Source organism: Streptomyces niger (assembly GCF_000718305.1).
GTDB classification, from domain to species: domain Bacteria; phylum Actinomycetota; class Actinomycetes; order Streptomycetales; family Streptomycetaceae; genus Streptomyces; species Streptomyces niger.
Genome location: NZ_JOFQ01000031.1, coordinates 20,610 through 47,347, shown reverse-complemented (window position 1 = coordinate 47,347; position 26,738 = coordinate 20,610). Strand labels below are relative to the sequence as shown.

Below are 26,738 nucleotides of genomic sequence, written 5' to 3'. Positions count from 1 at the left end.
CATAGCCTGCTATCGACAGGGCGGTCTTGAGACATTTGGCCGTCCAAAGCCCCGCTCTACCCGCAGGAGCACCGTGGCAACTGGCCGAACTCACCGACCGGCGACCCGAAGCCGAGGGATCCCCGAGGCCACCGTCGCCCGTCTTCCGCTGTATCTGCGTGCACTGACCGCGCTCTCGGAGCGTTCGGTCCCCACGGTCTCCTCCGAGGAACTGGCCGCAGCGGCGGGGGTCAACTCCGCCAAGCTGCGGAAGGACTTCTCCTACCTGGGTTCGTACGGCACCCGCGGGGTGGGCTACGACGTGGAGTATCTCGTCTACCAGATCTCCCGGGAGCTCGGCCTCACCCAGGACTGGCCGGTTGTGATCGTCGGTATCGGTAACCTCGGCGCCGCGCTGGCCAACTACGGCGGCTTCGCCTCCCGCGGCTTCCGCGTCGCGGCCCTGATCGACGCCGACCCGGCCATGGCCGGCAAGCCCGTCGCGGGCATCGCCGTCCAGCACACCGACGAGCTCGAAAAGATCATCCACGACAACGGCGTCTCGATCGGCGTGATCGCGACCCCCGCCGGCGCGGCCCAGCAGGTCTGCGACCGCCTCGTGTCGTACGGCGTCACCTCCATCCTGAACTTCGCGCCGACCGTGCTGTCCGTCCCCGAAGGGGTCGACGTGCGCAAGGTCGACCTCTCCATAGAGCTGCAGATCCTCGCCTTCCACGAGCAGCGCAAGGCCGGCGAGGAGGCCAGCAGCCAGGACGCCGCGCAGCCGGTCGCGCCCCCGGTGCGCCCGGCGCCCGCCGCCGGCACCGAGGACGGCCACGACGACTCCGACCGCAAGGGGCCCGACGGGGACGTACCCGCCGTGATGCCGGCATGAGTCTCCTGGTCGTCGGCCTGAGCCACCGCAGTGCGCCGGTCAGCATCCTGGAGCGGGCCGCGCTCGCCCCCGACTCCCGCGGCAAGCTGCTGCAGGACGTCGTGTCGGCCGAGCCGGCCGCCGAGTCGGCCGTGCTCTCCACCTGCAACCGCATCGAGCTCTACGCCGACGTGGACAAGTTCCACGCCGGGGTCGCCGAGCTGTCCACGCTGCTCGCCCAGCACAGCGGCGTCAGCCTCGACGAGCTCACGCCGTACCTCTACGTCCACTACGAGGACCGCGCCGTCCACCACCTGCTGTCCGTGGCCTGCGGCCTGGACTCCATGGTCGTCGGCGAGGGCCAGATCCTCGGCCAGATCAAGGACGCGCTCGCCCTCGCGCAGGACCAGCACACCGCCGGGCGGCTGCTGAACGACCTGTTCCAGCAGGCGCTGCGGGTCGGCAAGCGGGCGCACAGCGAGACCGGCATCGACAAGGCCGGCCAATCCCTGGTCACCTTCGGCCTGGAGCAGCTCGCGGGCGCGGGCGGCGGTCACGACGCGCACTGCATCCTGGTCGACGACGCCGTGCCCGACGCCACGGCCCCGCTCGGCACGCCGGGCGTGGACGCCTGGGCCCGCGGCAAGCGGGCCCTGGTCATCGGCGCCGGCTCGATGTCCTCGCTCGCCGCCGCCACCCTCGCGCGGGCCGGCGTCACGGAACTGGCCGTCGCCAACCGCACCCTGGAGCGGGCGGTACGCCTCACCGAGATCCTGACCGAGCCGGGCAGCCCGGGCCGCGCCAACGGCCTGATCGCCCGCGCCGTCCCGATGTCCGACGTACCGGCCGAACTGGCCGCCGCGGACATCGCGATCTCGTGTACCGGGGCGACCGGCCTCGTCCTGACCGGCGAGGCGGTCGCGACGGCCGCCGAGGGCCGTAAGGACCGTGAACTGGCCCTGCTCGACCTGGCCATGCCGCGCGACATCGACGGCGCGGCCCACCGGATCGACGGCGTGCACCTCGTCGACATCGAGTCGCTGGCCGATGCGTCCGCCGACGCCCCCATGGCGTCCGACGTGGACCAGGTGCGCACCATCGTCTCGGAGGAGGTCGCGGCCTTCGGCGCGGCCCAGCGCGCCGCGACGATCACCCCGACCGTGGTCGCCCTGCGCACCATGGCCGCCGACGTGGTCGCCGCCGAGATCGCGCGGCTGGACGGCCGCCTGCCCGACCTGGACGACAAGCAGCGCGCGGAGATCACCCAGACCGTCCGCCGGGTCGTCGACAAGCTTCTGCACGCGCCCACCGTGCGGGTCAAGCAGCTCGCCAGCGAGCCCGGCGGCGCCGGGTACGCCGACGCGCTGACCAAACTCTTCGACCTCGACCCCCAGACGGTCGCCGCCGTCAGCCGGGCCGACACGCGCGCGGACAGGCAGCACGACACAGCACGGGAGCAGCGCTCATGAACGACCAAGCATTGCGACTCGGGACACGGCGGTCCAAGCTCGCCATGGCCCAGTCCGGGCACGTCGCCGAGGCGGTCCGCCAGGTCACCGGGCGGCCCGTCGAGCTGGTGGAGATCACCACGTACGGCGACGTCTCCCGCGAGCACCTGGCGCAGATCGGCGGTACCGGCGTCTTCGTCTCGGCCCTGCGCGACGCGCTGCTGAGCGGCGAGATCGACTTCGCCGTGCACTCGCTCAAGGACCTGCCGACCGCGCAGCCCGCGGAGCTGGCCCTGGCCGCGATCCCGGTCCGCGAGGACCCGCGGGACGCGCTGATCGCCCGCGACGGCCTGACGTTCGAGGAGCTGCCCGACGGCGCACGCGTCGGCACCGGCTCGCCGCGCCGCATGGCGCAGCTGAACGCCTGGGCGCGGTCGCTGGGGCGTCGTATCGAGACCGTACCGATCCGCGGGAACATCGACACCCGTATCGGTTACGTCGAGAAGGGGGAGCTGGACGCGGTCGTACTGGCCGCAGCCGGGCTCAACCGGATCGGCCGCATCGGCGAGGCGACGGAGCTCCTCTCGCCGGACGTAGTTCTGCCCGCCCCCGGTCAGGGGGCGCTTGCGGTGGAGTGTGCCGCGACCAATGAGCACCTCGCCGCCCGGCTCGCCGAGCTCGACGACCCGGTAACCCGGGCCGCCGTGACCGCCGAGCGTTCCCTGCTCGCCGCTCTGGAGGCCGGCTGCTCCGCACCTGTGGGTGCGCTGGCCGATCTCCAGGACGACGACCGGGCTGTCACCGAATTGCGCCTGCGTGGTGTCGTCGGCACGACCGACGGCAGCACGCTGGTGCAGCTGTCCACCACCGGACACGTACCCACCTCCCGCGACGACGTTTCCGTACCGGCGACCATGGGCCGTGAGCTCGCCGCCGAGATGCTCGCCAAGGGTGCTGCCGGTCTTATGGGGGAGCGAGCACTTTGAACCCCACCGCCCCGAACCACCCCGTTGCCGGCCAGGTCACCTTCCTCGGTGCCGGGCCGGGAGATCCCGGTCTGCTCACGCTGCGCGCCGTGGAGGCGCTGTCCCACGCGGACGTGCTGATCGCGGACCCGCAGGTGCTCGACGTCGTCCGCACGCATGCCCGGGCGAACGTGGACACACCGATGCAGGCTTCAGCTGACGAGGCGTCAATCCCCGCCGACATCCCCACGCTTCGGGACACGACCAATCTTGTCATGGGTGCCGCACGCACCGGCAAGCGGGTCGTGCGTGCCGTGTCCGGAGACCCCGGCCTGGACGCCGATGTGGCCGAGGAGATGCTGGCCTGCGCCTCCGAAGGCATCGGCTTCGAGGTCGTGCCGGGCGTCGCCGCCGCGGTCGGCGTCCCCGCGTACGCCGGCGTGCCGCTGCGTGATCCGCAGGGCGCCGACGTCCGCTTCGTGGACGCCCGTACGGCCGACGACCGCTGCTGGTCCGAGGTCGGCACCAGCGACGCGACCGCGGTCGTCTCCACCACCCTGGACTCGGTGGCCGCGGCCGCCGGCGAGCTGGTCTCGGCGGGCCGGAAGCCCGACACGCCGCTGACCGTCACCATCGCCGGTACGACCACCCGCCAGCGCACCTGGACCGCCACCCTCGGCACCATCGCGCAGACGCTGAAGGCCGCCAAGGTGCTGCCGTCGCCGGACGGCGGGCAGCCGGTCATAGCCGTGGTCGGCGAGCGCAGCTCCGCCGCGCAGCGCGACCAGCTCTCCTGGTTCGAGTCCAAGCCGCTGTTCGGCTGGAAGGTGCTCGTACCGCGCACCAAGGAACAGGCGGCCTCGCTCTCCGACCAGCTCGTCTCGTACGGCGCCGTGCCGCACGAGGTCCCGACGATCGCCGTCGAGCCGCCGCGCACCCCGCAGCAGATGGAGCGCGCGGTCAAGGGCCTGGTCACGGGCCGGTACGAGTGGATCGCCTTCACTTCGGTCAACGCCGTGAAGGCCGTCCGCGAGAAGTTCGAGGAGTACGGCCTGGACGCCCGCGCCTTCGCGGGCATCAAGGTCGCGGCCGTCGGCGAGCAGACCGCCAAGGCGCTCGTCGCCTTCGGCGTGAAGCCCGACCTGGTCCCGTCCGGCGAGCAGTCGGCCGCCGGTCTCCTGGAGGACTGGCCGCCCTACGACCCGGTCTTCGACCCGATCGACCGCGTCTTCCTCCCCCGCGCCGACATCGCCACCGAGACCCTGGTGGCCGGCCTGATCGAGCTGGGCTGGGAGGTCGACGACGTCACGGCCTACCGGACCGTGCGCGCCTCGCCCCCGCCGGCCACCACCCGCGAGGCCATCAAGGGCGGCGGCTTCGACGCGGTACTTTTCACCTCGTCTTCGACGGTGCGGAACCTCGTCGGCATCGCCGGCAAGCCGCACAACGTGACCGTGATCGCCTGCATCGGCCCGGCCACCGCCAAGACCGCCGAGGAGCACGGGCTGCGCGTGGACGTCATGTCGCCCGAGCCCTCGGTGCACAAGTTGGCCGAAGCGCTCGCGGACTTCGGCGCGGCGCGGCGTGCTGCCGCGGTCGAGAACGGTGACCCGGTCACCCGTCCCAGCGAGCGCCGGCCCGGATCGCGTAGGAGGGCACGGAGTTGAGCACCACGTACGGAAGGTTCCCGGGAGCGCGGCCGCGGCGGCTGCGCACCACCCCGGCCATGCGCCGCATGGTCGCCGAGACCCGGCTGCACCCGGCGGACCTGATCCTTCCCGCGTTCGTCCGCGAGGGCATCTCGGAACCCGTCGCGATCTCCGCGATGCCGGGCGTCGTCCAGCACACCCGCGACACCCTGCGGAAGGCCGCCGTCGACGCGGTCTCGGCGGGCGTCTCCGGGATCATGCTGTTCGGCGTCCCGGAGGACTCCAAGAAGGACGCGAACGGCACGGCCGGCACGGACCCGGACGGCATCCTCCAGGTCGCCATCCGCGACGTGAAGGAGGAGGTCGGCGACGACCTCGTCATCATGTCCGACCTCTGCCTGGACGAGTTCACCGACCACGGCCACTGCGGTGTCCTCACGCCGGACGGCCGGGTCGACAACGACGCCACGCTGGAGCGGTACGCGGAGATGGCCCGGGTCCAGGCCGAGGCGGGCGTCCACACGGTCGCCCCCAGCGGCATGATGGACGGCCAGGTCCGGGTGATCCGCGAGGCGCTGGACGGCATCGGCCACCAGGACGTCTCGATCCTGGCCTACACCGCGAAGTACGCCTCGGCGTTCTACGGCCCGTTCCGCGAGGCGGTCGGCTCCTCCCTCAAGGGCGACCGCAAGACCTACCAGCAGGACGGCGCGAACGCCCGCGAGGCGCTGCGCGAGCTGACCCTCGACCTCGAAGAGGGCGCCGACATGGTCATGGTCAAGCCGGCCATGCCGTACCTGGACATCCTCCGCGACGTCGCGGAGTCCGTCGACGTCCCGGTCGCCGCGTACCAGATCTCCGGCGAGTACGCCATGATCGAGGCCGCCGCGGAGAAGGGCTGGATCGACCGCGACGCCGCGATCATGGAGGCCCTGACCGGCATCAAGCGCGCCGGCGCCCAGAACATCCTGACGTACTGGGCAACGGAGGTCGCCCGTCAGCTCTGACGGCCACACCACCGGCCTTCCGGTTTTCCGGGCCCTTGCCGTCGTACGTGTCACGTACGGCGGCAAGGGCCTTTGTGTTCCTCTCCGGCCAGGGGAAGCAGTGGTACCCCCCGCCCACCGTCGGGAAATCTGTGCAGAATCTCGCGGAATCTGTATAGTTTTTGCCATGTCGATCCTGGATGAATCCCCGCAGGTGCTGTCCGTCACCGAAGCCACGGGTAAGGGGGTCGCCGGACTGGTGAAGGCGGCCGAGGCCGGGGAGGATGTCGTGGTCGAGCGGCATCGCAAGCCGGTGGCGGCGGTGATCGGCGTGACGCGGCTGCGCGAATTGGAGCAGCTGGAGGAGGATCTCCGGGACGCTCTGCTGGTCATGTCCCGGGCCGCCACGGACGACGGCCGCCGGACCTCCCTGGACGAGATGCTGGGTAGGTACGGCATGCGCCGTGCTGATCTCGACGGGGCGGGCGATCCGGAAGAAGCCTGACGGCTCGCCCCCGGCACTGGAGCGCTCACCTTTGAGGGCGGCTCATCCAGGTTTCCCAGGCCGCGATGGCCTCGTCCAGAGTCATCGCGCCGACGTCGGCGGGAGGCAGCCCCGCCTTGGTGATCAGCCGCTCCGTGAGCCAGTCGGGCACAGGTTCGGGGGCGCTGGGCGCTTCCTCGGTGGCATCCGGTGAGCTGTCGCCGAAGCGAGCCAGGAGCTCGGTGAGCCCGCGGGCCACCGGGGACTCCGGAAGCCGATCGATACGCCGCCGCACCTCGGCGTAGACAGCGGCGTCTTCCCGGGCGCCGACCGCCCAGATCTCGGACACCTCCACGACGGTGGTGCCATCGGCTTCCGTGACCACGCGCCAGACGATGCGCCATTGCCGATTCCCGACCACGAGCTTGCGCCAGCCGATGAGGTCGCCTACGAGCGGGCGCCCGGCATAGGGGTCGCGCTCCAGAAGACTGATCTTGCTCAGTACCGCCCGCACGATCTGCGGGTCCTTGCGCTGGAGTGCGTCCATATCGGCTTCGGCTGCCGCCGTGAAGCGTACGGGATGACGCTGTGGGTCCGGCATGCCCGGGACGCTACTGGAGGCGCCGCCTTCGGTGCAAATGCCTTGACGAAACGGTAAGTTGCCTCTTCCGTGGTTGACACTCGGACGCGGGATGGGCCGGAGTGCGTTGATGATTATGACGACTGGGCAGGCGTCGGAAAAGATCAATGTGTCGCCGAATACGTTCAAGAAACTGATCGCCGCCGGGCTGTTGCCGGATGTCAGGACGCGCGGCAATCGCACGGTCGTCCCCGCAGGGGACGTCATGGCGCTGGCCCGTCGGGATGACGCCGGCCTGCCGCACCTCGGACTGCCTGAACTGCCGGTGCTACGGGTGGGTGCCGCGAAGCCGGCCGACGACGGCGAACGGGACGAACGGGACTGGGTCGGATACCGGACCGACCTCACACCGCAGTCGAAGTTGGCGGCTCTCCGCGGCTGGTGGCGCTGCGACCCCGAACGAGTGGCCCGGGCAGGGGCACTTGCGGTCACGGTCGGCCCGTATGTCGTCGCCCTGCTCACCGATCTGCGTGTGGATGCCGGACGTGGGCCCCGCTATCGCTTCTCCGCGCACCTCGCCGGTCACGTACTCGATCTGGTGACCCCCGTGCAGGTGCTGACCCCCGGGGCGCCCGGTACCGAGGTGGCGCGTCTGCTGTTGGGCCGCCGGCTGGAATCGGAGTCCGGCGGCCCCATCGCTTATGCGTCACCTCCGCAGGAAGCTCCCGCGGAGACGGGCCGGCGCTGTACGGCGAGGTAGCCGGGACGGTCGCTTCAAAGACCCGCGGGGGAGCCCGGAGGGGTCGCTGCCGCGGTGGCGAAGTGGGCGTCGATCGACGTGACGCGCCCCTGGCCGTCGAACCGGATGCTGACCGGCGTGCCGTCGGGCAGGGTGGCGGAGAACCCGTCCGCCGTCCGCTCCAGGGGTACACCGTGGCGGTCGAAGTACCCGGCGACCACCTGGCTCTCCGCGCCCCCGAAGATGCCCGCGCCCGTCATCAGCATGCGGGGCAGCTTGACCGGGTCGGGCGCCGCCTGCGGAACGTTCGGGTCGTTCGGTACGAAGTAGACCCGGGCCTCGGGGCTGGCCTGCGCCCCGATGTACCCCGGCGCGCCGAGCACGCTCATCGCGCCGAACGCGAGCGTCTCCGCCGCCATTCGCGGGTCCGGCGCGCCGCTCAGCGGGACGAGCTCATTCGTGAACTCGGGAATCTGCTGCTCGTGCCCGAAGCGGCGGACGGCGTGTGCCGCCCCGGCGACGGGCTTGTTCCCGAACCCCGGATTCGCCCACCCCCACAGCCACGACCCGTCTCTGGAATCCCACGTCCCGAGCACGGATATTCGCAGCTCCCGGCTGCCCTGGCGGTAGTAACACTGATCGAGATCAGCGCTCCAGTCCCCGTCGGGCAGGAATGCGTTGAACGTTTCGAGCTGCTCCACGCCCCAAGCGGCATAAGGCTGGACCGTCCGGACAAAAGCCTCACTGAATGCTGCGCTGTTCATCCCCCGACCCTACGAAGGCCGCGAATGCGGCCCAAGAGCCGGGGTCGACGGTGAGGGTCGGGCCGTGGGGATTCTTCGAGTCCCGGATGTGGACGGTAGTGGGTTGGACGGCGATCTCCACGCAGGTGCTGCCGCCTTCTTCGCCGCTGTAGCTGGACTTGAACCACTTCAGCGCGGCACTCATCGCTCTCCTAGCAGCTGGTCCAACAAGCCTTTGGTTTCCTCGGTGTTGAGGGCTTGCGTTCGCAGCATCGCATACTTCATTGCCAGCCTGCTCACGTCGTCCGGGGCGGAGATGAACTGGCTGCCACGATGGGTGTCGGTATAAGCGAGAAGCTGGTGGTCCTGGGTTTCCAGCAACACGAAGGGGCCGCTGAGCCCGGCGTGCGTAGTCTGGCCGAAGGGCATGATCTGGAGCGATACGCCAGGCAGGCCGGCGCAAACGCGTAGCTGCCGCAGCTGTTCGGCGTACACCTCGTCGCCGCCGAGCCGGTCCATCAAGGCTGCCTGGGAGACGATGAAGTGCGCGGTGAGCGGGACTTCGCGACGAAGGATCGCCTGCCGCTCGATTCTTGCCGCGACCAGCTCTGCGATTTCCTGTTCGGAGTACATCGGCAGCCGGGTGCGGAAGACCGCGCGAGCATAGTTCTCGGTCTGGAGCAGGCTGGGGACGACCAGGACGTCGTACGAGTAATGCGTGAAGCAATCGCGCTCGTTGTCGACGAACTCCGCGCCCCACACCGGGTATTTCTCGGATTCCGGCATGTACTCCACCGACACCGCCAGTACGCCTCTCGTCCCCAGTTCCAAATCCAGGCGCTCGGCCAAGTCGCCCTTCAGGGGACGTCTGCCCTGCTCGATCGAGGCGATCGTCTCCTCGCCGACGTTCAGGCGGTCGCCCAGCTCTCGTTGGGTGAGGCCCGCCAGGCGTCGGAAGAGGGCCAGTTGGGCGCCTACGAGGCGTCGTGGCGACGCATTTTTCCGGGGCTGCATGGTGTCCCACTCCCACCCGCGGCCGCGGTTCACGCGTGCCGCACCCGTACGGCGAATCTGTACGGGTGCGGCGAGTGCCGCGGCCCGGTCGCGCCCCGCACGATGCCTACCGTGATCGGAGACGAATGGTTGCGGGAGCGGTGTTACGCGCGGGCGCGCAGGTCCGTGCCGGAGGCGCGGGCGTTTGCCGCGCGCGCCTTCGCGGACTGGGGGCTCGGGCCCCGTACGGACGACGCGGTGCTGTGCGTGAGCGAGTTGGCCACCAACGCGGTGCGGCACGGCGTACCTCCGGGGCGGGCCTTCCGGCTCCGGCTGTACCAGTACGGGGACGACAGCGGCACCGTGCGGATCGAGGTGCACGACTCCGGCCCGGGATGGCCACGTACCCGGTCGTCGCCCCACGGCGCGGACGCGGAGGACGGCCGGGGGCTGCTGCTCGTCGCGGCGCTGGCCGACAAGTGGGGCGTCGACGAGCGGAACCCGGGCAAGGTCGTCTGGGTTACGCTCGGCGCTTCCCGATGCTGATCGGGGGCCAGCCCCCCGGGCCGGTCAGGTGCGGCTCGGTTCCGGTTCCGGCTCCGGCTCCGGCTCGGAGCGATGCGCTGCCGCGCGACGGGGGAGCAGGAGCGGGGTCGCCAGTAGCAGCACGCCGGCCAGGCCGATGGCCGTACGTGGGCCGAGCAGGCTTCCCAGCACGCCCCAGAGGGCCGTCAGCAGCGCGGTCGAGGCCTTGGTCGTCACTGTCCAGGCGGACAATGTGCGGGCGCCCCGGTCGGTTGCAGTGCGTTCCAGACGGTAGGTGGCGTAGACGGGATTGAAGACCCCGCAGCAGAAGATGAGCCCGAGCTCGACGCCGATCACCAGCAGCAGCCCGCCGGTGCCCGGCCCCAGGAAAGCCAGGCCGATGGGCCAGATCGCGCGCAGGGCTCCGGTCACGATCAGGATCTGGTGTCGTCCGAACCGGGTGACGAGCGGTCGGGCCAGCCGCGATCCGAGCAGCCCGCCGATCGAGGGCGCGGCGAAGGCGAGGCCGTACTGCCACGGCGTGAAGCCGAGTGGGCCGAGCATCAGGACTGCCAGCAGCGGTTGCGTGGCCATCACCAAACCCTGGAACAGGGCGGTGTTGAAAAAGAGCGGACGCAACGTCGCGTCGGCGAGGATGTGGCGCCAGCCGTCGAGCAGCGTCCGGGCCCGCATGCGCGTGGCCTCATGGCGGTCATGTCGCTCGGGCTGCGACTCGTGTCCACCGATGGCGCGGATGCCCAGGGCCGAGAGCAGGTAGCTGACCGCGTCGGCCACCACCGTCGCCACCGGGCCGAGGAGCGCGATCGCCGCGCCGCCCAGTGGCGGTCCGATGATCGTGGTCGTCCAGGCCGTGGACTCGAATCGGGCGTTGGCGACGAGCAGGTCCTCGGCCGGTAGCAGCGTCTTCAGGTACGCGCCGGAGGCGGCGCGGAAGGTGATGTCGGCCGCCGCGGTGACGACCGAGACCAGCAGGAGCTGGAGGAAGGTGAGCACGCCGAGCGCGTACGCGACGGGGACCGTCAGCAGTGCCACGCACCGCATCAGATCCATCGTGATCAGCACCGGCCGCTTGCGACGGAACTCCACCCACGGGCCGAGCGGCACCGCTATGGCCGCGCCCACCGCGGCCCCCACGGAGGAGAGCGCGGCGACCTCGGCCGGCCCGGCGTGCAGCACCTGGATGGCGATCAGCGGGAACGCGCCGAAGGCGAGCCACGTGCCGAGCGCACTGGCCCCGTACGCTCCCCACAGCCACCCGAACTGCCGCCCCAGCCGATGTCCGAGCAGATGTTCCAGCCGGTGCCCGCTCCTCATGCCCGCCGCCCCTCGCCACTCACTCGCACAACCGATCCACGTTCGGAAGCATCAAAGCGAGCACCACGCTCGGGGGCCAAACCGCCGCAGGGGCGCCGCCCATTTGTGCAGCGCGCCCTCCTTCGCCGGCTCGGCGACCGTGTCGCCGGCATGCGGGACCCGGGCAAGGTCGACTGGGTTACGCTCGGCGCTTTCTGAGGTCGAGCGGGGGAGCAGAGCATGCGCAGTGTTGTCGTGACGGCGGGCGAGGCGCGGATGCGCTGGGTGGAGTTGCCGGGGCGGGAGCCGGCCCGGGTATACGTGCACGGGCTGGGCGCGACGTCGCCCGCGTACTTCACCGAGGTGGCCGTGGATCCGCGGCTCGCCGGGCGTCGGTCGCTGCTGATCGACCTGCTCGGGCACGGGATCAGCGACCGGCCGACCGACTTCGACTACCGACTGGAGTCGCACGCGGACGCGCTCGCCGCGGCGCTCACGGAAGCGGGCGTGACCGGCGCGGAGTTCGTCGCGCACAGCATGGGCGGGTCCGTGGCGGTGGTGCTGGCCGATCGCCACCCCCATCTGGTGTCCCGGCTGGTGTTGGTCGACGCCAACCTCGATCCGCTGACGCCGACGCCCGGGGCGGGCGGCAGCAGCGGCATCGCGGCCTACTCGGAGGCGGAGTTCCTGGCGGGCGGCTGGGCGGAGGTACGGGAGCGGGCCGGGGCGCACTGGTGGTCGACCATGCGCCTGGCCGGACGGGAGGCGCTGCACCGGAGCGCCGTCCACCTCGTACGCGGCACCGAGCCCACCGTGCGGGAGGTGCTGGCGGGGCTGAAGATCCCCCGTACGTACCTGCTGCCGGCGGCCGATGGCGAGCTGCCCGGCGCGGCGGCGCTGACCGCCTCCGGGGTGCGGATCGTCCCCGTACCGGACTGCGGGCACAACATCATGCTGGACAACCCGGAGGGTTTCGTCCGGGCCACCGCAGCCGCGCTGGACATCTCGGTCGGGGGTTGAATGTCGGATTCCGGTCACCTTGCTCTGGTACCGGCACCCCCGTTGACGTGGCATTAGTCGCCTGTTAGCGGAACGCCAGCGTGATCTTCGAAGCTGATTGTCGTCCGGGAGCGAGACGACAGATCAGAGCAACGGGAGACACGATGAACACCGCCACCGTCACCGCCACCGCCAACCGCCGTTTCCGCGGCCGCCGCATCGCTGCCGCCGTCGCCGTCGCCGCGGCGCTGGGTCTGGGAGTCACGGCCTGCGGGCAGGGCACCGAGGCGGGCGCCGCCGGCTCGTCGAGCTCGTCGGCCCAGCCGTCGAACGGCTCCTCCTCAGGCGGTTCCTCCTCGAACGGTTCCTCCTCGAACGGTTCCTCCGCGAACGGCTCCGGTGCGCAGGGGCAGAACGCCGGCAAGTCCGGCGGCAGCGCGGACAGCTCCGGCAGCGCCGCCGGTACCGACAGCAAGTCGGCCCCCAACGGGAGCGGCGTGGCCAACGCGGGTAACCACAAGATCGTCGAAGGCAAGCTGGAGTACATGGCGCCCGGCAAGCTGATCGTCAAGCCTGACGACGGCAGCATGGACCAGGCGTTCTTCGTGGCCAACGCCACCAAGGTCCTCGGCGCGGCCTCGATCTGCTCCGACGACCCCGACGACGGCGTGTCCCTGGGCGACGACGGTTACGGCACCGCGGAGTGCACCGTGGAGCAGCTGGAGAAGGCCGCCAAGACGAAGGCCGTCACCGTCCGCGTCACCATGAGCACCAAGTCCGGCGCCGCCGAGACGGTCGAGGAGAAGTACCACCCGTAAGCGGAATGACAGTCCAACTGCGCGAAAGTCCTGCCGGGAACGGTCCCCGGCTCGGCACCAGCACAGGACGGGGCCCCGGCAGGAGCCGGGGGCCCTCGAAATCCGCTTGACCGGAAACTGCGTACTCCGGGATGATCATGTGTCAAGTGACGCGTGACGGGGGGCGATCGACGCGATGGACACGGGTGGCGGGGGAGTCGGCGGACCGACGGGTTGGGCCGCCTCGGGCGCGGCGGGGCCGAACGCGGCGTACCGCAACCAGACCATGCAGTACGGCGACGTCGAGCTGAGCTTCGACGAGTCGGTGACGTTCAAGACCGTCTTCCAGCTCTGGCTGCAGGCGTTCCTCGTCTCGTTCTTCGTCTGGTTCGTCTTCGGCCTGCTGCCCGCGCTGTTCTCCGACTCGGGGCCGTTCGAGGCGCCGGACAGCCTGGTGACCGGCTGGATCCTCGGCACGATCGCCTTCTGGCTGGTCCTGCTCGCCGCGCGGATCACCGAGCCGGTCTCGGAGTGGAAGACGCTGCTGGAGGACAAGCACCAGGCGTCGCCCTCCGCGTACGCGGCGATCTACGGCGCCCTGGCCCGCCGGCAGATACCCGTCGCGGCGGTCCCGGCCCGCATCCGCAGCGACATCCTGCCGGAGGTCGTGAACAACCGGCTGGTCGTCAGCAGCGGCCGGTACGTCGCGTACGTGACGGTCTTCGGATACGGCACGAGCCTGTACGTGGGCTGGACGATGTGGCGCAGCCGCTCCGGTGCCGTGATCATCGGGCACTTCCTCAAGGACCTGCTCGGCGGCATGCTCGGCCGTACGGGCAACGTCAATCAGATGCTGCGTACGGAGCGGCCGCGGGCGATGCGTGAGGCGGTGCACTCCGCGGCCCGGGAAGGCGTGGAGGCGGCGATCCAGGGCATCGAGGTGCCGATCGCCTCGACCTTCGGGCAGGAGCTGCCGATCCAGGCGGCATCCGCGCCGCAGGCCGGGCCGCCGGCACCACCCGCGCCCCCTGCTCCGCCGGGCGGGCCGGCCGGGGCCGCGTACGCCTACCCGCCGCCGGGCGCACCCGGCGGTCAGGGCGGCCCGGGCGCACCCATGGGTCCGGCCGGCCCCGGTTCCGCGCCGCCCATGCCGCCGCCCGGGTACACCCCGCCGCCGGGCCCGCCCGCGCCGCCGCAGCCCGGCTCCGGGGGCGGGCGCTGAGCGCTCCCGGGCAGTCGGGCGTGCTGACGGTCTCCGATGCCACGGCGGCCTGGGCCTGGACGGCGGTCCGCATCGACGCGGCCGCCGACCTCACCGAGACCACCGAGTACGCCGAGCTGCCCGAGACGGAGCGGCGCGTGAAGGCGGTCGCCGCCGAGGCCGCCTGGCTGGCCGGCCAGTGGGACACCACGTACGGCACCCGCATCGAGCTGCGCTACCTCACCGACCCCGGCGCCCACCGGATCTCCTGCGCACTGCTCGGCCGGGTGTCGGCGGCGACCCCCGAGGCGGCGACCGCCGCCGCGCTCACCCTGCGCGCCCGGCTCGCCGCGCTGCCCCGCCATGTCCACGGCACGCCCGTCGAGGACGCGGACGAGGTGGCCCGCCTGCTGACGCCGTTCAGCCCCGACCCGCGGGCCGGGCTGGCGGAGATCCGCAAGCGGTACCGCACGGGCGTACCGAACCGCCCGGACGCGGGCGTGCGCTACTACCTCGCGCCGCAGCCCTTCACGGCCTCGGCGCCGCCCTGGGACGCGCTGTGGCAGGCGCTGGCCGAGCATCCGCATCCGGTGCTGCTGAGCGTCGGCCTGGAGCCGTACGTCATCCCCGACGACCTCGGCCCGCTGCTGCACCGCGTCGCCACCCAGTACGGCCGGCTGGGCACGCCCGGCCAGCTGCCCGACGGACTGTGGTCGCCCGGCGGCCAGCTCGCACCCGACGCCTTCGCGGTGGACGCCGCCCGGGTGTACGCCGATGCCGCCCGCCGCTACACCGACCGCGCGTTCCGCCTGCGTACCGTGCTGGCCTCCCCGGCCCCGCTGCCGGAGTCGCTCGCCGAACTGGTCGGCGCGACGGTCTCACCGCAGGAGCGGGCGCGAGAGAGCGGCGCGCTCACCGAGACCTTCACCGGGCCCGCGCACAGCGTGGCGCGCCCGGTCCCCGGCGAGCTGCCGGCCGCCTGGCACGGCGTGACGACCCTGGAGCACAGCCGCTGGGGCGGCGACCACTGCTGGCGGCTCCCGGAGCCGCTCGCGCCGCCGCTCCGGCTGCTCGCCGAGCTGACGGACGCGCGCGAGGCCGGTGCGGCGTTCCGGCTGCCGCTGGCCGTGCACGGCCACATGCCCGGCTTTCCCGTACGGCGTCCGGGCATGGCCGGGGAGACCGACTACCGGCCCGACGGGCCGCACCTCGCCCTCGGCCGCCAGCTGGTCAACGACACGCCTGCCGGGCCGCTCGGCATCGGCCTGGGCGACCTCACCCGCCACGCCCTCTTCGTCGGCACGACCGGCTCGGGCAAGACCAACACCACTCTCGCCTTCTGCGAACAGCTCTGGCGCGACCACCAGGTGCCCTTCCTGGTCCTGGAGCCGGTCAACTCCGAACTCGACGACTACCGCTGGCTCGCCACCCGCCCCGGCTTCGAGGACCTCGTCGTCCTCACCGTCGGCGACGAGAGCGTGGCACCGCTGCGGCTGAACCCCTTCGAGGTGCCGGCCGGGGTGCGCATCAGTACGCACATCGCGGGCCTGATGGCCTGCTTCGACGCGGCGTTCGGGCTCTGGGACCCGCTCCCCAGCATCTACAACCGCGCGCTGCGCGCCACGTACACCCGCAGGGGCATCGTCCCCACCGACGTCGCGGGCCCGGCCCATGCGGACAACTGGCCGACGCTGCGCGACTTCATCGCCGAGATGCGCAAGCAGTGCGAACAGCTCGACTACTCGGGCGAGGTGCGCGACAACATCATCGCGGCGTCCCGGCTGCGCGCTGAGGCGCTCGCCGAGGGCGCCTGCGGCTCCACGCTGGACTGCGCACGCTCCTACCCCGTCGAAGAGCTCCTCCGCCGCCCGGTCGTCGTCGAACTGGCCGGCGTCGGGGACAACGAGAAGGAACAGTCCCTCGTCACCGCGCTGATCCTCCAAGCCATGACCGAGCACTACAAGGCGAACCGCGGTGGCGGCTCCCTCGCTCACGTCACGGTGATCGAGGAGGCCCATCGCCTGCTCGGACAGCCGACAGTGCAGGGCGGCGAGGCGCGGGAGGGCAATGCCCAGGCGCGGGCCGCCCAGGCCTTCGCCAACACCCTCGCCGAGAACCGCAAGTACGGCGAGGGCATCGTCATCGTCGAACAGGTACCGGGCAAGCTCGTCGAGGACGCGTACAAGAACACCAACCTCAAGGTCATGCATCGGCTCCCCGCCGATCAGGACCGGGCGCTCATCGGCGGCACGATGCGTTTCTCGCCGGACCAGGAGCGGTACGCGGCCTCCCTGGCGCCGTTCCAGGCGTTCGCGTATCACGACGGCGTCGACCGGCCGGCGTTGATCAGCGTCCCCAACGTACGCGCCGAGGCGGCACGCGCCGCGGGCATCGATCGGGCCCCGCTGGCGACGGGCCCCGAACTGGCCGATCGCTTCCGCACCTTCGCCGCCGAATCGCCCTCAGTGGATGCCGCGCTGGCCCCCTTCCCGGACTGCGAGGGCTGCCGCCACCGCTGCGCGTTCCGCTCGCGCGCGGCCACGGCAGTCTGGCCCGAACACGCCGTGGAGCTGAGGAAGCGCGTCGCCACGTACCCGAAGACGGAGCCGGAACGGGCCACCTGGTGGGCATCCACGTCCACCTGGGTCGCCGAGGTCGCCGACACGGTGCCCCTCCCGGACACCGCCGCCACCCCTGAAGCGACGGCCGACTACCGCGCCTGCGTCTTCCTCCACGTGGCCCGCACCACCTGGCAACGCAAGACCCTGCCGTGGGTGCGCCTGTACCGCAGCCACACATCCCCGGAGGCCACCCCGTGAGCGACCGACCACCGGAGGAACGCCCCCCGGCCCCGGAGGCCCCGACACCGACGGACGCCCCGGACCCGGAGGCCCCGGCCCCTGACCAGGCCGATACCCCCGGTGCGGCGGAGGTGCCGGACCAAACGGAGGCACCGGATCAGACGGAGGCTCCGGACCCGACCGAGGCGCCGGCCACGGAACAGGGCCCGGAAGCGCCACCGGAGACTCCGGAACCGGCGTCCGAGGCAGTCGGGCCACCGGACGCCACGGAGGCCCCGGCCCCTGCGGAAGCCGCCGACGAGACGGAGCCCCCCGAGCACACGGAGGCGCCGGAACCCGCGGAAGCCGACGCTCCCGATCCGGCAGAGGCCCCCGACCCGGCGGAAGCCGCGGAGCAGGAGGACGAGCCGGCGGAGAGCCCTGCCGTCGCCGAGGCCGACGACGCGGCACCGAATCCGGTCGAGGCCGACGATTCGGACGAGGCGCCCGAGCCGGTCGAGGCCGCCGAGGACGACGAGGAGGGCCCCGAGCCGGAGCCCGGCGGTGCGGACGCCAACGGGGAGACGGCTTCCGAGGGAGCGGAGGACGCGGCGGCCGATGAAGGGGCGCCGCCGGAGGAAGGCCGAACGCCTGAAGAAATCGGACAGCGCATCGATGAACTGGACGACAGGAAGGGCGGTGAGGGGCACGCGCCAGGCCGTCACCTGGACGTCACGGACGATCAGCTGACGGACCGGCTCGGCACTCCGAAAATGGAGAATGGCCTGCCCAAAACTTACGGGCCCAATTCCCAGTACGCAGGCCACATGAAGCTGGAGAATCAGAAGGACCCGCTCACGGGAACCACAACGGACGGCGTGCACGGCGGCGAGCACTTCAGCGGGCCGTACGCGACCCGCTTCGACAACCCGGAGGATATGGTCCGGGCGGACGACTATTTCCGTAAGCAGTTCGAGGAGACGGGAGTGCCGCCGCAGTCCGCACCTATCGAGGACGTGCTCGGGGACGACGGACACGAGCGTTGCACGGGGTACTACCTCGACCCGTCGGACCCGTCGACAGCCCGCGAAGTGGACTTCGAGGGCGGCTTCATCAAGCCCATCTATGACATGGGCGCCGACGGAAATATCACCCTGCGCACCATGTACCCGAACCCGCGCCGCGGCAGGCACCCCTAGGAATGCGTGTATCCATGAATGATGAACTCCGCCAATTCCTGAGCACCTACCTCGAACTCGAGGTGGCATACCAGGACTTGCACACCACCCGCGAGACGCTCCGGCATGTCAAGCCGGAGTGGACGGCGGCTGTCCAAGAAGGGCTGAGCACGGTACTGCGGGACCGCACCCTGACGGTCGGCGAGTACGAATCCCTCACGAATCTCGAGTTCCCGGACGAGGCCACGCTGTACGCCTACCTTGGCGACGTCTACGCGTTCCTCTTCGAAGGCGGCACGAAGAGCCCGGTTCCGCCGGCGGACGCCTGAGCCGGCCGGGCCCGGGAGCGCGGTGGCCGCCACCCCGCACGGGGTGACGGCCACCGAGGTGTCCGCGCGTGATCAGAGCCGCTCCGGCGTCCGGATGCCCAGGAGGGCCATGCCGCGGTGGAGGGTGCGGGCGGTCACGTCGCAGAGGAAGAGGCGGTTCTCGACCACCTCGGGGGCGTTGTCCTCGTTCAGCACGTGGCACTGGTCGTAGAAGGTCGTGTAGAGGGACGCGAGCTGGTAGAGGTACGCCGTGAGCTTGTGCGGGGCGTACTCCGCCGCGGCATCCAGGACGACCTCGCCGAACTGGTCCACGTGCAGACCCAGCGCGCGCTCGGCCGGGGCCAGCGGCAGCTCCGGGTGGGCCACCGGGCGCGCCTCGCCCGCCCGGCGCAGGATCGACCGGATGCGGGCGTACGCGTACTGGATGTACACGGACGTGTCGCCGTTCAGCGAGACCATCTGGTCCAGGTCGAACTTGTAGTCACGGTTCGCGGACGTCGACAGGTCCGCGTACTTCACCGCGCCGATGCCGACCTGGGCGCCGCGCTCCTGGATCTCCTCCTCGGTGAGGTCGCGCGCCTTCTCGCGCACCACCTCGGCGGCGCGCTGTGCCGCCTCGTCGAGCAGGTCCTCCAGGCGGACGGTTTCGCCCGCACGCGTCTTGAACGGCTTGCCGTCCGCGCCGAGCACCGTGCCGTAGCCCATGTTGTGGGCCGTGACCTGGTCGTTCAGCCAGCCCATCCGGCGGGCCGTCTCGAAGACCATCTTGAAGTGGAGGGACTGGCGCACGTCCACGACGTACAGCAGGGTCGTCGCCTGCAGGTCGACGACGCGGTTGCGGATCGCGGAGAGGTCGGACGCCGCGTACCCGAAGCCGCCGTCCGCCTTCTGCACGATCAGCGGGACGGGCTGGTCGTCCTTGCCCTTGATGTCGTCGAAGAAGACGACGAGGGCGCCCTCGGAGCGGACCGCGACGCCGGACTCCTCCAGCAGCCGGGCCGTCTCGGCCATCATGTCGTTGTACGCGGACTCGCCGACGATCTCGTCGTCCCGGATCTCCATGTCCAGCTTCTCGAAGACCGAGTAGAAGTAGACCTTCGACTCGTCCACGAACCGCTGCCAGAGGTCCAGGGTCTCCTTGTCGCCGGACTGGAGGGCCACGACCCGCTTGCGGGCCCGCTCCTTGAACTCCTCGTCCGCGTCGAAGACGGCGCGCGAGGCCTTGTAGACCCGGTTCAGGTTCGACATGGCCTGCTCGCCGTCGACGTCCTCGGCCGGGGCCAGCTCGCCGGGGTTCTCGATCAGGTACTGGATGAGCATGCCGAACTGGGTGCCCCAGTCGCCGATGTGGTGGCGGCCGATCGTCTTCTCGCCCGTGAAGTCCAGCAGGTGGCGCAGGGCGTCGCCGATCACGGCGGACCGCAGGTGGCCGACGTGCATCTCCTTGGCGACGTTCGGCTGGGCGTAGTCGATCACCGTCGTGCCGGGGTTCTCCGCGTACGGCACGCCGAGGCGGTCGTCGGCGGCGCGGGCCGCGAGCGTCTTCATGATCGACTCGTCGGTGATCGTGATGTTCAGGAAGCCGGGGCCCGAGACCTCGATCTCCTTGATCAGCTCGGGCGCGGCGATGCCGTCCACGACCTTGCCCGCCAGCTCGCGCGGGTTGCCCTTGAGCTTCTTCGCGAGCGCCAGCATGCCGTTGGCCTGGAAATCGGCCCGGTCACTACGTCGCAGCAGCGGGTCGGCGGCGCCGGCCTCCGGCAGGGCTGCCGAGAGGGCGTCGGAGACGCGCTGGTTGACCGTAGCGGCGAGAGAAGGGACCGAAGCCATGGAGTGCTGCCGTTCCGTCGGAGGGGAGAGGTGGTCAGGGTTTGCCGCCAGTATTTCACGGCGGGATCGGGAGCCTTTCCGAATTTCGGCGCCACCGGGCACCGGGCGCCGGGGGCGTTGATCACGGTCGCGTCTGGGACAATGGAACGGCCAGGTTTGCGGCCTGCGCGTGCCCGCTCCCGGATCACGCACCGGGCGCGGCACGACCGCCGGGGCGCCGAACCGGGCTCACGACCGTAAGCGACCACGTGATCGACCATGATCGACATGTGATCGGGTGAACGCGCGAAGCAGAAGAGGAAGGGCCGACCGTGGCTCAGAGCACCGAGACAACCGACTGGGTCTCCCGTTACGCGGATGAGGTCATCGCCGAGTCGGAGCGTCGCGCGCCTGGCAAACCGGTCGTGGTCGCCTCCGGCCTGTCCCCCTCCGGCCCGATCCACCTGGGCAACCTGCGTGAGGTCATGACCCCGCACCTGGTCGCGGACGAGGTCCGGCGGCGCGGGCACGAGGTCCGCCACGTGCTGTCCTGGGACGACTACGACCGCTACCGCAAGGTCCCGCTGGGCATCGAGGGCGTGGACGACTCCTGGGCCGAGCACATCGGCAAGCCGCTGACCAGCGTCCCCGCCCCCAAGGGATCGGCGTACCCGAACTGGGCGGAGCACTTCAAGGCCGCCATGGTCGACGCGCTCGCGCAGCTGGGCGTGGAGTACGACGGCATCAGCCAGACCGCGCAGTACACCGCCGGTACCTACCGCGAGCAGATCCTGCACGCGATGAAGCACCGCGGTGACATCGACGCGATCCTCGCGCAGTACCGCACCAAGCCGAAGGCCGCGGCGAAGAAGTCGCAGAAGCCGGTCGACGAGGCCGAGCTGGAGGCCGCCGAGGGATCCGGCGCGGCCGGTGAGGACGACGGCAGCGGCGGCGGCGCGGGCTACTTCCCGTACAAGCCGTACTGCACGGCCTGCGGCAAGGACTTCACCACCGTCACCGCCTACGACGACGACACCACCGAGCTCACCTACACCTGCACCTGCGGGCACGGCGAGACGGTGCTGCTGAGCGAGTTCAACGGCGGCAAGCTGGTCTGGAAGGTCGACTGGCCCATGCGCTGGGCCTACGAGGGCGTGATCTTCGAGCCCTCGGGCGTGGACCACTCCTCGCCCGGCTCCTCCTTCCAGGTCGGCGGCCAGATCGTCGGCATCTTCGACGGCACGCAGCCGATCGGCCCCATGTACGCCTTCGTGGGCATCTCGGGGATGGCGAAGATGTCGTCCTCCAAGGGCGGCGTGCCGACCCCGGCCGACGCCCTGGAGATCATGGAGCCGCAGCTGCTGCGCTGGCTGTACGCGCGGCGCCGCCCGAACCAGTCGTTCAAGATCGCCTTCGACCAGGAGATCCAGCGGCTGTACGACGAGTGGGACCGGCTGGACGCCAAGGTCGCCGACGGCACCGTGCTGCCGGCCGACGCGGCGGCGTACGCCCGTGCCGTCGGGACCGCGGCCGGTGAGCTGCCGAAGACGCCGCGCCCGCTGCCGTACCGCACGCTCGCGTCGGTCGCCGACATCACGGCCGGCCACGACGAGCAGACCCTGCGCATCCTCAGCGAGCTGGACCCGGAGAAGCCGGTCACCTCGCTGGACGAGGTCCGGCCCCGGCTGGACCGCGCCGAGCAGTGGATCACCAGCCAGGTCCCGGCCGACCAGCGGACCATCGTCCGCGAGGAGCCGGACACCGAGCTGCTGGGCTCGCTGGACGACCAGGCGAAGGAATCGCTCCGGCTGCTGCTGGACGGCCTGGACGAGCACTGGTCGCTGGACGGCCTGACGCACCTGGTCTACGGCGTACCGAAGGTCCAGGCGGGCTTCTCCGCCGACGCCACGGCGAAGGAGCTGCCGCCGGAGATCAAGACGGCCCAGCGGTCGTTCTTCGCGCTGCTGTACCGCCTGCTGGTCAGTCGCGAGACCGGGCCGCGCCTGCCCACGCTGCTGCTGGCCGTCGGCGCCGGCCGGGTGCGCAAGCTCCTCGGCGCGTAGCCGGTACCGTCCGCCGGTATCCCGCCGCCGATGGCGCCCGCCTTCCGGCGGGCGTGCGGCTGCGACTTCCGGCGGATGCCTCGCACGACGGGCTCGGCCCCGGGAACGATGTTTCCCGGGGCCGCTTCCGTGACCGTGGACCCATGAAGGGTTACGCGAAGGGTTTCCTCGGGCTCGCCGGCTGGTTCGCCCTCATCCAGGGCCTGATGGGCCTCGGCGGGCGGTTCTTCACCGACACCGAGTGGGGCCTGCTGCACCGCTGGGTCGACACGCCGCCGCTGTGGGCGTACGTGACCATGCTGCTCGTCGGCGCCGCGGTCGTCGCCTGGTGCGAGATGGACCGCAAGAAGGCGAACGCCGGCTAGGCCGGTTGGTCACAAGAGGGCGAACGACGGCTGGTCAGGCGATGTGCTCGCTCTCCTGCTCCTCGCGCAGGCGGTGGCGGAACTCCCGCAGATGCGGGCGGAGGTAGTTCGCGCTCAGCGGGCCGTCCCCGGTTTTGCTGGAGACGCCGTAGGTGTTGAGCAGGTAGGCGGCGAACTGATGCGGGTCCGGGAAGTCGTTCTTCTCGGCTACGTACGTGCGGAACGCCAGGAAGAACTGCTCCTCCCGTGGCATCCCCCTGGGCAGCGTTTCCACGGGCGGGGCAGCAGGCTCGGAGACGTACTCCGGCTCGGGCTCCGGCGCGGGTTCGGCTGCCGCCCACTGCTCGGGGACCGGGGCCGGAACCGGCGCGCCCGCGTTGCCGAGCGGACGGCTGCGGCCGGGGCCGACGGGCACGGTGACCTGGGAGGCGGCCTCTTCGGGCGACGCGAGGATCTCGTCGGGGAGGTGGGACTCCTCGGAGAGGTGAGCGGCCCCCTCGGCCGGGACATGAGCGGACACTTCGGCCGCCTCGACCGCCTCGACCGCCTCGACCGCCTCGACCGGTACCGCCGCCTCGGCCGCCTCGACCGGTGCCGGATGTTCCCGGGGCGCAGTGTCGAAGTCCGCCGGGTCCAGCGCCGCGGGATCGAGCTCGGCCCGGCGTACCGGCCCCTGCGGTCCGCGCGGCTCGCGCGCCGGCTCCAGCCCCGCCGCCGCGAGCCCGGCCGGCACGGTCTCCGCCAGGGGGACCCCGTACCGGGCCAGCCGCAGCGGCATCAGCGATTCCACCGGCGCCTTGCGCCGCCACGCGCGCCCGTACCGGGACCGCAGCCGCGCCTGGTACACCAGCCGGTCCTGCTCCAGCTTGATCACCTGCTCGTAGGAGCGCAGCTCCCAGAGCTTCATCCTTATCTCTATGCATGGGGGAGTAGTAAGAGGTGAGAGCGTTGTGACGGAGTCTGGTACGTGAGTTATGCGGTTGATCGTCGATGCACGGAGCGATTGACGCTGAGGGGGACGTGGGCTGATCCCGGGAGGCTCGAGTCGCGCAGCGCGAAACTAGCTCTCTTTGAGTTCTGCAAGCGATTTAATAAGCGCCCGCATAGCGCGGTGCTGCATCTCGGTATCCGAGAAGCCCGCACCCAGCTGCTCCCATTGCTCAAGCAGCGGTTGCCACCAGCTCTCATTGGCACGCAGGGAGCGGGCGAGCCGCTGTATGTACGCGACCTCGTCGTCCTTCGGCCGTTCTGATCGATTTTCCAGCCGGTCTAGCGCGACCAGGGCCGGGTCGTCGTACAGCTGCTCTTTGAGGAAGCGAAGGCGCCTGATCCGCTCAGCATCGGCCTGGCGTTGGATGAGTATCTCCCGTGATGCCGATGAAAGGCCCAGTAGAATGTCAACCTGAGTGAGTTGATAGTGAGGAGTCTTCGACGATGCGAGATCTCCTACCGTTGCATTGATTGCGTCCTGAGCGGCAGGCAGGTCTGTGGCGTCTAGATTTTGTGCCACTTCGTTGGCAGCGGCCGTAACGTCATGTCGAACTTGCTCCTCCAAGTTCATGTTCTGGCTGCGTTTCGGCCGCCACCAGATAGTTATATTTGCCTCGAACGGGATGCCAGGTGTAGCGCTGACGAGGAGACGCGGCTGTGCAGAAGTCGTCTTGCGCGGCGCTCGGCGCCACAGCCCCTTCACGCTGTTGTCTCCGCGAGGCGGAATACGTCCCTCGTGTGGGCATCGCCTAGCCTGCCGTACAAGTCTTCACCGACGTTGCTGCCATCAGGCCGCTGTACTTCGGCCAAGGCCTGCATCAATGCCATTCCTGCCTTGAAGACTCTTTGGTTGCTGAGGGGAGACAGGAGGCGGTCTCGCAGCCTTTCGTACCTGCTGGTGTCCTGGACGCAGGAGCGGACCCATGCGACGACTACCGGGATCGTCGCCGGCAGAAGATCAATGTCTGCGAACAACTCCCGCAGTCCTGCTTCCACGTCGATGTCAGGAGGAGTGTCAGACAGCAACCAGGGAATTCCGTCGCGTTCGAGAGGCATGAGTGCGAGTAGGGCAAGTTTGCCTGCTGCCCCTTGCGTGGCCTTTCGCTGCCACTTCTGAATCTCGTCGACCAGGAGATCCGTTCGACCCAGGTCGGCGAGTGCGCGCCACGCGTCGAGCACGGCGGTACGGGCGGGCCCGTCGCCGGCCTCCTGTACTACTCGGCGTAGCCTGACCATCGCCATCTTGGACACGGGCACGGTGGCGTGCGGATCCTGTAGAACGTCACGGCACATGGTGACAACAACTGCCTGCATTTCAGCCTGGGACGCCCAGGAGTAGAGGGCTGCCCAGACGAGTCGACCAGTGTGCTCATCCTGAGCAGCACGAGCCAGGACTTTGCCGAGCACATCTTGGCCCTGCGCCTTCAGAGCTGTCTTGCGCAGGTCCGAGAGGTCTTTCGTTCCTCCGAAGCGGAAAGCGAGCTGTGCCAGTGCAGTGATGGCCGGGTCGTTGTCTGAAGCGGTATCACTGGTTTTTACCAACCACTCCAGCAGGCGGGGACGCATGATTTCGTAGTTGTCCCACACATAAGCCAATACGGCTTGGCCGTAGCCAGGGCGATCGAAGGATACATTGTCTCGGGAGTCGACGGCGGCGCCCACATCTTGAATGCGTCGGCGCAAGCCGCGGCCGGCGAATACAGTACCAGTGTCCGAGAATTGTGCAGTCGCCTTACTTGAGGCCGCCTCGATTTCGTCCTGGAGCAGCCGGGCATCTGCAGCGATTTGCAGGACCGGTGAGGACTGCCGCAGGGCTAGTGCCAGTAGGAGACAGCGGTCATCAAGCGGCAACGGGCGCATGCCATTTCGTTCGCCCTCGGAGGGAGCACCGAACAAAATGTCAAAATCGTCGCGCCAGTCGGCTAGTGCACTTTCGACTTGCATGCACAGGTCAGGGTCTAGCGATGCCTCGTGGCCATCTTCTACTGGAAGGGCTGGCGGTCGACGCCGACTCAATTCCTCCCATTGCTTGATGACTATGCTTGCTGCGCGCACTGCCTCGACGGCGTTCAGCCCGCGGATCTGCTTGCGAGCCTTACCGGTCTGGGCGTAGGCGCTAAGCCCTGGGTAGCCAGCAGTCCGCAGGTGTGCGGCAACAACCTTGTGAGGATCAGGTGAATCGGTCAAATGGACAACACGCACGCGCTCCGAGGTCCAGGAGCGATAGCCGCGCCACAGTTCCTCGGCCACGGCGAGAATGAGATAGGATTTACATTCCTCAAGCTTCTTGGCGTGTCCGTCGAGGTCTGTCAAGAAGGCGGGGGTGGGTCGATCTTGGTCGGGATCCTTGAGGTCGATTTGGAGAATATGCCCTACCCCTAGAGGTAGTCTGCTCACTGCTGGGCTTTCCCAGTCGGCTTCTGCCCTGCACAGCTTCAAGCGGGTGTCCGCTTCGCGTGCGATGAATTGGTGGGTGAAGGTCGTCGAACCGCAGCCGCGAGGAGCGACCACGACCAGAACACGCACACCATCCTTGTTGGCCTCGCGTGCGGCCCCCCAGGCGGTTTCCCACTTGAGGTCTTGGACGAACGGTTCTCGCTCGAGGAGACGTTGACGATCGAGTTCGACCCAGTCCAACACATCTCGCTTGCGTGTTTCGTTGATGATCTTGTCGACACGATCCGCGACCACCCCGACAGGGCTGTTGAACGTATAAGAGGCAGATGCCTGTTGAGGATGACGACCCACGTCACGAGGGCGGTCTTCGGTGGACTTCTCGAAGGTTGACTCGTCCTCATCCGAGGAGCGGGGTGCTCCGCTGGCTCCCGGCCAAGCTGAGGGAGGCACGCGGGGGATGCCGGGCGGTACAGCCGGCATAGGGGCTGGATTGGGCGGCGGAAAGTCCGTGTCGGACATCGTTACTTCTCCTGGTTAGTCGGCGGCCTTCG

Annotated in this window: 25 protein-coding genes; 16 read left to right on the top strand and 9 right to left on the bottom strand. The window is 70.1% G+C overall.

All coding sequences use genetic code 11. The features are described 5' to 3' along the window. Positions 1-73 precede the first annotated feature (73 nt). The 6 genes from IF20_RS34310 (at position 74) to IF20_RS34285 (ending at position 6,406) form a co-directional block, all read left to right on the top strand. Positions 74-874, top strand: coding sequence for a redox-sensing transcriptional repressor Rex (locus IF20_RS34310; protein WP_052869352.1), 801 nt, complete (start codon positions 74-76; stop codon positions 872-874). After that, entirely contained in the window at positions 871-2,322 is a 1,452-nt protein-coding gene (locus IF20_RS34305; RefSeq protein ID WP_052869351.1) for a glutamyl-tRNA reductase, read from the top strand. Before IF20_RS34310 ends, IF20_RS34305 begins: the two co-directional genes overlap by 4 nt. Beyond that, positions 2,319-3,287, top strand: coding sequence for a hydroxymethylbilane synthase (hemC, locus tag IF20_RS34300; protein WP_052869350.1), 969 nt, complete (start codon positions 2,319-2,321; stop codon positions 3,285-3,287). The genes IF20_RS34305 and hemC overlap by 4 nt, the downstream gene beginning before the upstream one ends. Next, positions 3,284-4,933 carry a bifunctional uroporphyrinogen-III C-methyltransferase/uroporphyrinogen-III synthase gene (locus IF20_RS34295; RefSeq protein ID WP_052869349.1) on the top strand — a complete coding sequence of 550 codons (1,650 nt, stop codon included), beginning with the start codon at positions 3,284-3,286 and terminating at the stop codon, positions 4,931-4,933. Before hemC ends, IF20_RS34295 begins: the two co-directional genes overlap by 4 nt. After that, positions 4,930-5,922: a porphobilinogen synthase gene (gene hemB, locus IF20_RS34290; RefSeq protein ID WP_052869348.1), complete on the top strand. Its 993-nt coding sequence runs from the start codon at positions 4,930-4,932 to the stop codon at positions 5,920-5,922. The genes IF20_RS34295 and hemB overlap by 4 nt, the downstream gene beginning before the upstream one ends. Before the next feature lie 166 nt (positions 5,923-6,088). Beyond that, positions 6,089-6,406, top strand: a complete 318-nt coding sequence (locus IF20_RS34285) for a type II toxin-antitoxin system prevent-host-death family antitoxin (RefSeq protein ID WP_052869347.1) — start codon at positions 6,089-6,091, stop codon at positions 6,404-6,406. 25 nt (positions 6,407-6,431) lie between these two features. Here the strand turns inward: IF20_RS34285 and IF20_RS34280 are convergent, their stop codons facing one another. Further along, positions 6,432-6,986, bottom strand: coding sequence for a type II toxin-antitoxin system RelE/ParE family toxin (locus IF20_RS34280; protein ID WP_052869346.1), 555 nt, complete (start codon positions 6,984-6,986; stop codon positions 6,432-6,434). A gap of 73 nt (positions 6,987-7,059) precedes the next feature. On the opposite strand from IF20_RS34280, the gene IF20_RS34275 reads away from it, so the two are divergent. After that, entirely contained in the window at positions 7,060-7,725 is a 666-nt protein-coding gene (locus IF20_RS34275; RefSeq protein WP_234426949.1) for a helix-turn-helix domain-containing protein, read from the top strand. Between the two features lie 14 nt (positions 7,726-7,739). On the opposite strand, the gene IF20_RS34270 is transcribed toward IF20_RS34275, so the two are convergent. From IF20_RS34270 to IF20_RS34260, 3 genes are read right to left on the bottom strand one after another with little or no spacing between them, the layout of a single operon-like run. Then, complete coding sequence (locus IF20_RS34270; protein ID WP_052869344.1) at positions 7,740-8,468, bottom strand: DUF6882 domain-containing protein; 729 nt, start codon at positions 8,466-8,468, stop codon at positions 7,740-7,742. Beyond that, complete coding sequence (locus tag IF20_RS34265; protein ID WP_052869343.1) at positions 8,446-8,652, bottom strand: DUF397 domain-containing protein; 207 nt, start codon at positions 8,650-8,652, stop codon at positions 8,446-8,448. Before IF20_RS34265 ends, IF20_RS34270 begins: the two co-directional genes overlap by 23 nt. Then, positions 8,649-9,461: a helix-turn-helix domain-containing protein gene (locus tag IF20_RS34260; protein WP_052869367.1), complete on the bottom strand. Its 813-nt coding sequence runs from the start codon at positions 9,459-9,461 to the stop codon at positions 8,649-8,651. Before IF20_RS34260 ends, IF20_RS34265 begins: the two co-directional genes overlap by 4 nt. A gap of 102 nt (positions 9,462-9,563) precedes the next feature. Here IF20_RS34260 and IF20_RS34255 point away from each other — a divergent pair, with 102 nt between their 5' ends. Further along, on the top strand, positions 9,564-9,986 hold the full coding sequence (locus IF20_RS34255) for an ATP-binding protein (RefSeq protein ID WP_110944826.1): 423 nt from the start codon (positions 9,564-9,566) through the stop codon (positions 9,984-9,986). A gap of 24 nt (positions 9,987-10,010) precedes the next feature. Here the strand turns inward: IF20_RS34255 and IF20_RS34250 are convergent, their stop codons facing one another. Next, complete coding sequence (locus tag IF20_RS34250) at positions 10,011-11,300, bottom strand: MFS transporter (protein ID WP_052869341.1); 1,290 nt, start codon at positions 11,298-11,300, stop codon at positions 10,011-10,013. Positions 11,301-11,519: 219 nt separating this feature from the next. On the opposite strand from IF20_RS34250, the gene IF20_RS34245 reads away from it, so the two are divergent. From IF20_RS34245 to IF20_RS34220, 6 genes are all read left to right on the top strand, one after another. After that, on the top strand, positions 11,520-12,299 hold the full coding sequence (locus IF20_RS34245) for an alpha/beta fold hydrolase (protein WP_052869340.1): 780 nt from the start codon (positions 11,520-11,522) through the stop codon (positions 12,297-12,299). A gap of 143 nt (positions 12,300-12,442) precedes the next feature. Beyond that, a complete protein-coding gene (locus IF20_RS34240; protein ID WP_052869339.1) occupies positions 12,443-13,096 on the top strand; it encodes a hypothetical protein in 654 nt (217 codons plus the stop codon). Between the two features lie 175 nt (positions 13,097-13,271). Next, positions 13,272-14,297, top strand: coding sequence for a hypothetical protein (locus IF20_RS34235; protein WP_052869338.1), 1,026 nt, complete (start codon positions 13,272-13,274; stop codon positions 14,295-14,297). Positions 14,298-14,317: 20 nt separating this feature from the next. Next, the gene (locus tag IF20_RS34230) at positions 14,318-17,095 is read left to right on the top strand and encodes an ATP-binding protein (protein WP_052869337.1); all 2,778 of its coding nucleotides are present in this window, start codon (positions 14,318-14,320) and stop codon (positions 17,093-17,095) included. Beyond that, positions 17,092-18,255 (top strand): hypothetical protein, encoded by a 1,164-nt coding sequence (locus IF20_RS34225; protein WP_052869336.1) that lies wholly within the window; start codon positions 17,092-17,094, stop codon positions 18,253-18,255. Before IF20_RS34230 ends, IF20_RS34225 begins: the two co-directional genes overlap by 4 nt. Before the next feature lie 14 nt (positions 18,256-18,269). After that, a complete protein-coding gene (locus IF20_RS34220) occupies positions 18,270-18,563 on the top strand; it encodes a hypothetical protein (RefSeq protein WP_052869335.1) in 294 nt (97 codons plus the stop codon). Between the two features lie 72 nt (positions 18,564-18,635). Here the strand turns inward: IF20_RS34220 and argS are convergent, their stop codons facing one another. Beyond that, positions 18,636-20,393, bottom strand: coding sequence for an arginine--tRNA ligase (argS, locus tag IF20_RS34215; protein WP_052869334.1), 1,758 nt, complete (start codon positions 20,391-20,393; stop codon positions 18,636-18,638). Positions 20,394-20,704: 311 nt separating this feature from the next. On the opposite strand from argS, the gene lysS reads away from it, so the two are divergent. Together lysS and IF20_RS34205 are read left to right on the top strand one after the other, a co-directional pair. Beyond that, positions 20,705-22,435 (top strand): lysine--tRNA ligase, encoded by a 1,731-nt coding sequence (gene lysS / locus IF20_RS34210; RefSeq protein ID WP_052869333.1) that lies wholly within the window; start codon positions 20,705-20,707, stop codon positions 22,433-22,435. Positions 22,436-22,578: 143 nt separating this feature from the next. Continuing rightward, positions 22,579-22,800 (top strand): hypothetical protein, encoded by a 222-nt coding sequence (locus IF20_RS34205; protein ID WP_052869332.1) that lies wholly within the window; start codon positions 22,579-22,581, stop codon positions 22,798-22,800. Between the two features lie 34 nt (positions 22,801-22,834). On the opposite strand, the gene IF20_RS34200 is transcribed toward IF20_RS34205, so the two are convergent. The 3 genes from IF20_RS34200 to IF20_RS39565 form a co-directional block, all read right to left on the bottom strand. Then, positions 22,835-23,707 carry a hypothetical protein gene (locus IF20_RS34200; RefSeq protein WP_052869331.1) on the bottom strand — a complete coding sequence of 291 codons (873 nt, stop codon included), beginning with the start codon at positions 23,705-23,707 and terminating at the stop codon, positions 22,835-22,837. 153 nt (positions 23,708-23,860) lie between these two features. Then, the gene (locus tag IF20_RS39570) at positions 23,861-24,493 is read right to left on the bottom strand and encodes a hypothetical protein (protein ID WP_199896888.1); all 633 of its coding nucleotides are present in this window, start codon (positions 24,491-24,493) and stop codon (positions 23,861-23,863) included. After that, positions 24,490-26,706, bottom strand: a complete 2,217-nt coding sequence (locus IF20_RS39565; RefSeq protein ID WP_199896887.1) for a hypothetical protein — start codon at positions 26,704-26,706, stop codon at positions 24,490-24,492. The genes IF20_RS39570 and IF20_RS39565 overlap by 4 nt, the downstream gene beginning before the upstream one ends. Between the last annotated feature and the right edge of the window lie 32 nt (positions 26,707-26,738).

Excerpts from the sequence above, each read along its gene's own strand:
- IF20_RS34305 (WP_052869351.1), top strand. The coding sequence starts at position 871 with ATGAGTCTCCTGGTCGTCGGCCTGAGCCACCGCAGTGCGCCGGTCAGC.
- hemC (WP_052869350.1), top strand. The coding sequence starts at position 2,319 with ATGAACGACCAAGCATTGCGACTCGGGACACGGCGGTCCAAGCTCGCC.
- IF20_RS34285 (WP_052869347.1), top strand. The coding sequence starts at position 6,089 with ATGTCGATCCTGGATGAATCCCCGCAGGTGCTGTCCGTCACCGAAGCC.
- IF20_RS34280 (WP_052869346.1), bottom strand. The coding sequence starts at position 6,986 with ATGCCGGACCCACAGCGTCATCCCGTACGCTTCACGGCGGCAGCCGAA.
- IF20_RS34270 (WP_052869344.1), bottom strand. The coding sequence starts at position 8,468 with ATGAACAGCGCAGCATTCAGTGAGGCTTTTGTCCGGACGGTCCAGCCT.
- IF20_RS34265 (WP_052869343.1), bottom strand. The coding sequence starts at position 8,652 with ATGAGTGCCGCGCTGAAGTGGTTCAAGTCCAGCTACAGCGGCGAAGAA.
- IF20_RS34260 (WP_052869367.1), bottom strand. The coding sequence starts at position 9,461 with ATGCAGCCCCGGAAAAATGCGTCGCCACGACGCCTCGTAGGCGCCCAA.
- IF20_RS34255 (WP_110944826.1), top strand. The coding sequence starts at position 9,564 with ATGCCTACCGTGATCGGAGACGAATGGTTGCGGGAGCGGTGTTACGCG.
- IF20_RS34250 (WP_052869341.1), bottom strand. The coding sequence starts at position 11,300 with ATGAGGAGCGGGCACCGGCTGGAACATCTGCTCGGACATCGGCTGGGG.
- IF20_RS34245 (WP_052869340.1), top strand. The coding sequence starts at position 11,520 with ATGCGCAGTGTTGTCGTGACGGCGGGCGAGGCGCGGATGCGCTGGGTG.
- IF20_RS34240 (WP_052869339.1), top strand. The coding sequence starts at position 12,443 with ATGAACACCGCCACCGTCACCGCCACCGCCAACCGCCGTTTCCGCGGC.
- IF20_RS34235 (WP_052869338.1), top strand. The coding sequence starts at position 13,272 with ATGGACACGGGTGGCGGGGGAGTCGGCGGACCGACGGGTTGGGCCGCC.
- IF20_RS34220 (WP_052869335.1), top strand. The coding sequence starts at position 18,270 with ATGAATGATGAACTCCGCCAATTCCTGAGCACCTACCTCGAACTCGAG.
- argS (WP_052869334.1), bottom strand. The coding sequence starts at position 20,393 with ATGGCTTCGGTCCCTTCTCTCGCCGCTACGGTCAACCAGCGCGTCTCC.
- IF20_RS34205 (WP_052869332.1), top strand. The coding sequence starts at position 22,579 with ATGAAGGGTTACGCGAAGGGTTTCCTCGGGCTCGCCGGCTGGTTCGCC.
- IF20_RS34200 (WP_052869331.1), bottom strand. The coding sequence starts at position 23,707 with ATGAAGCTCTGGGAGCTGCGCTCCTACGAGCAGGTGATCAAGCTGGAG.
- IF20_RS39565 (WP_199896887.1), bottom strand. The coding sequence starts at position 26,706 with ATGTCCGACACGGACTTTCCGCCGCCCAATCCAGCCCCTATGCCGGCT.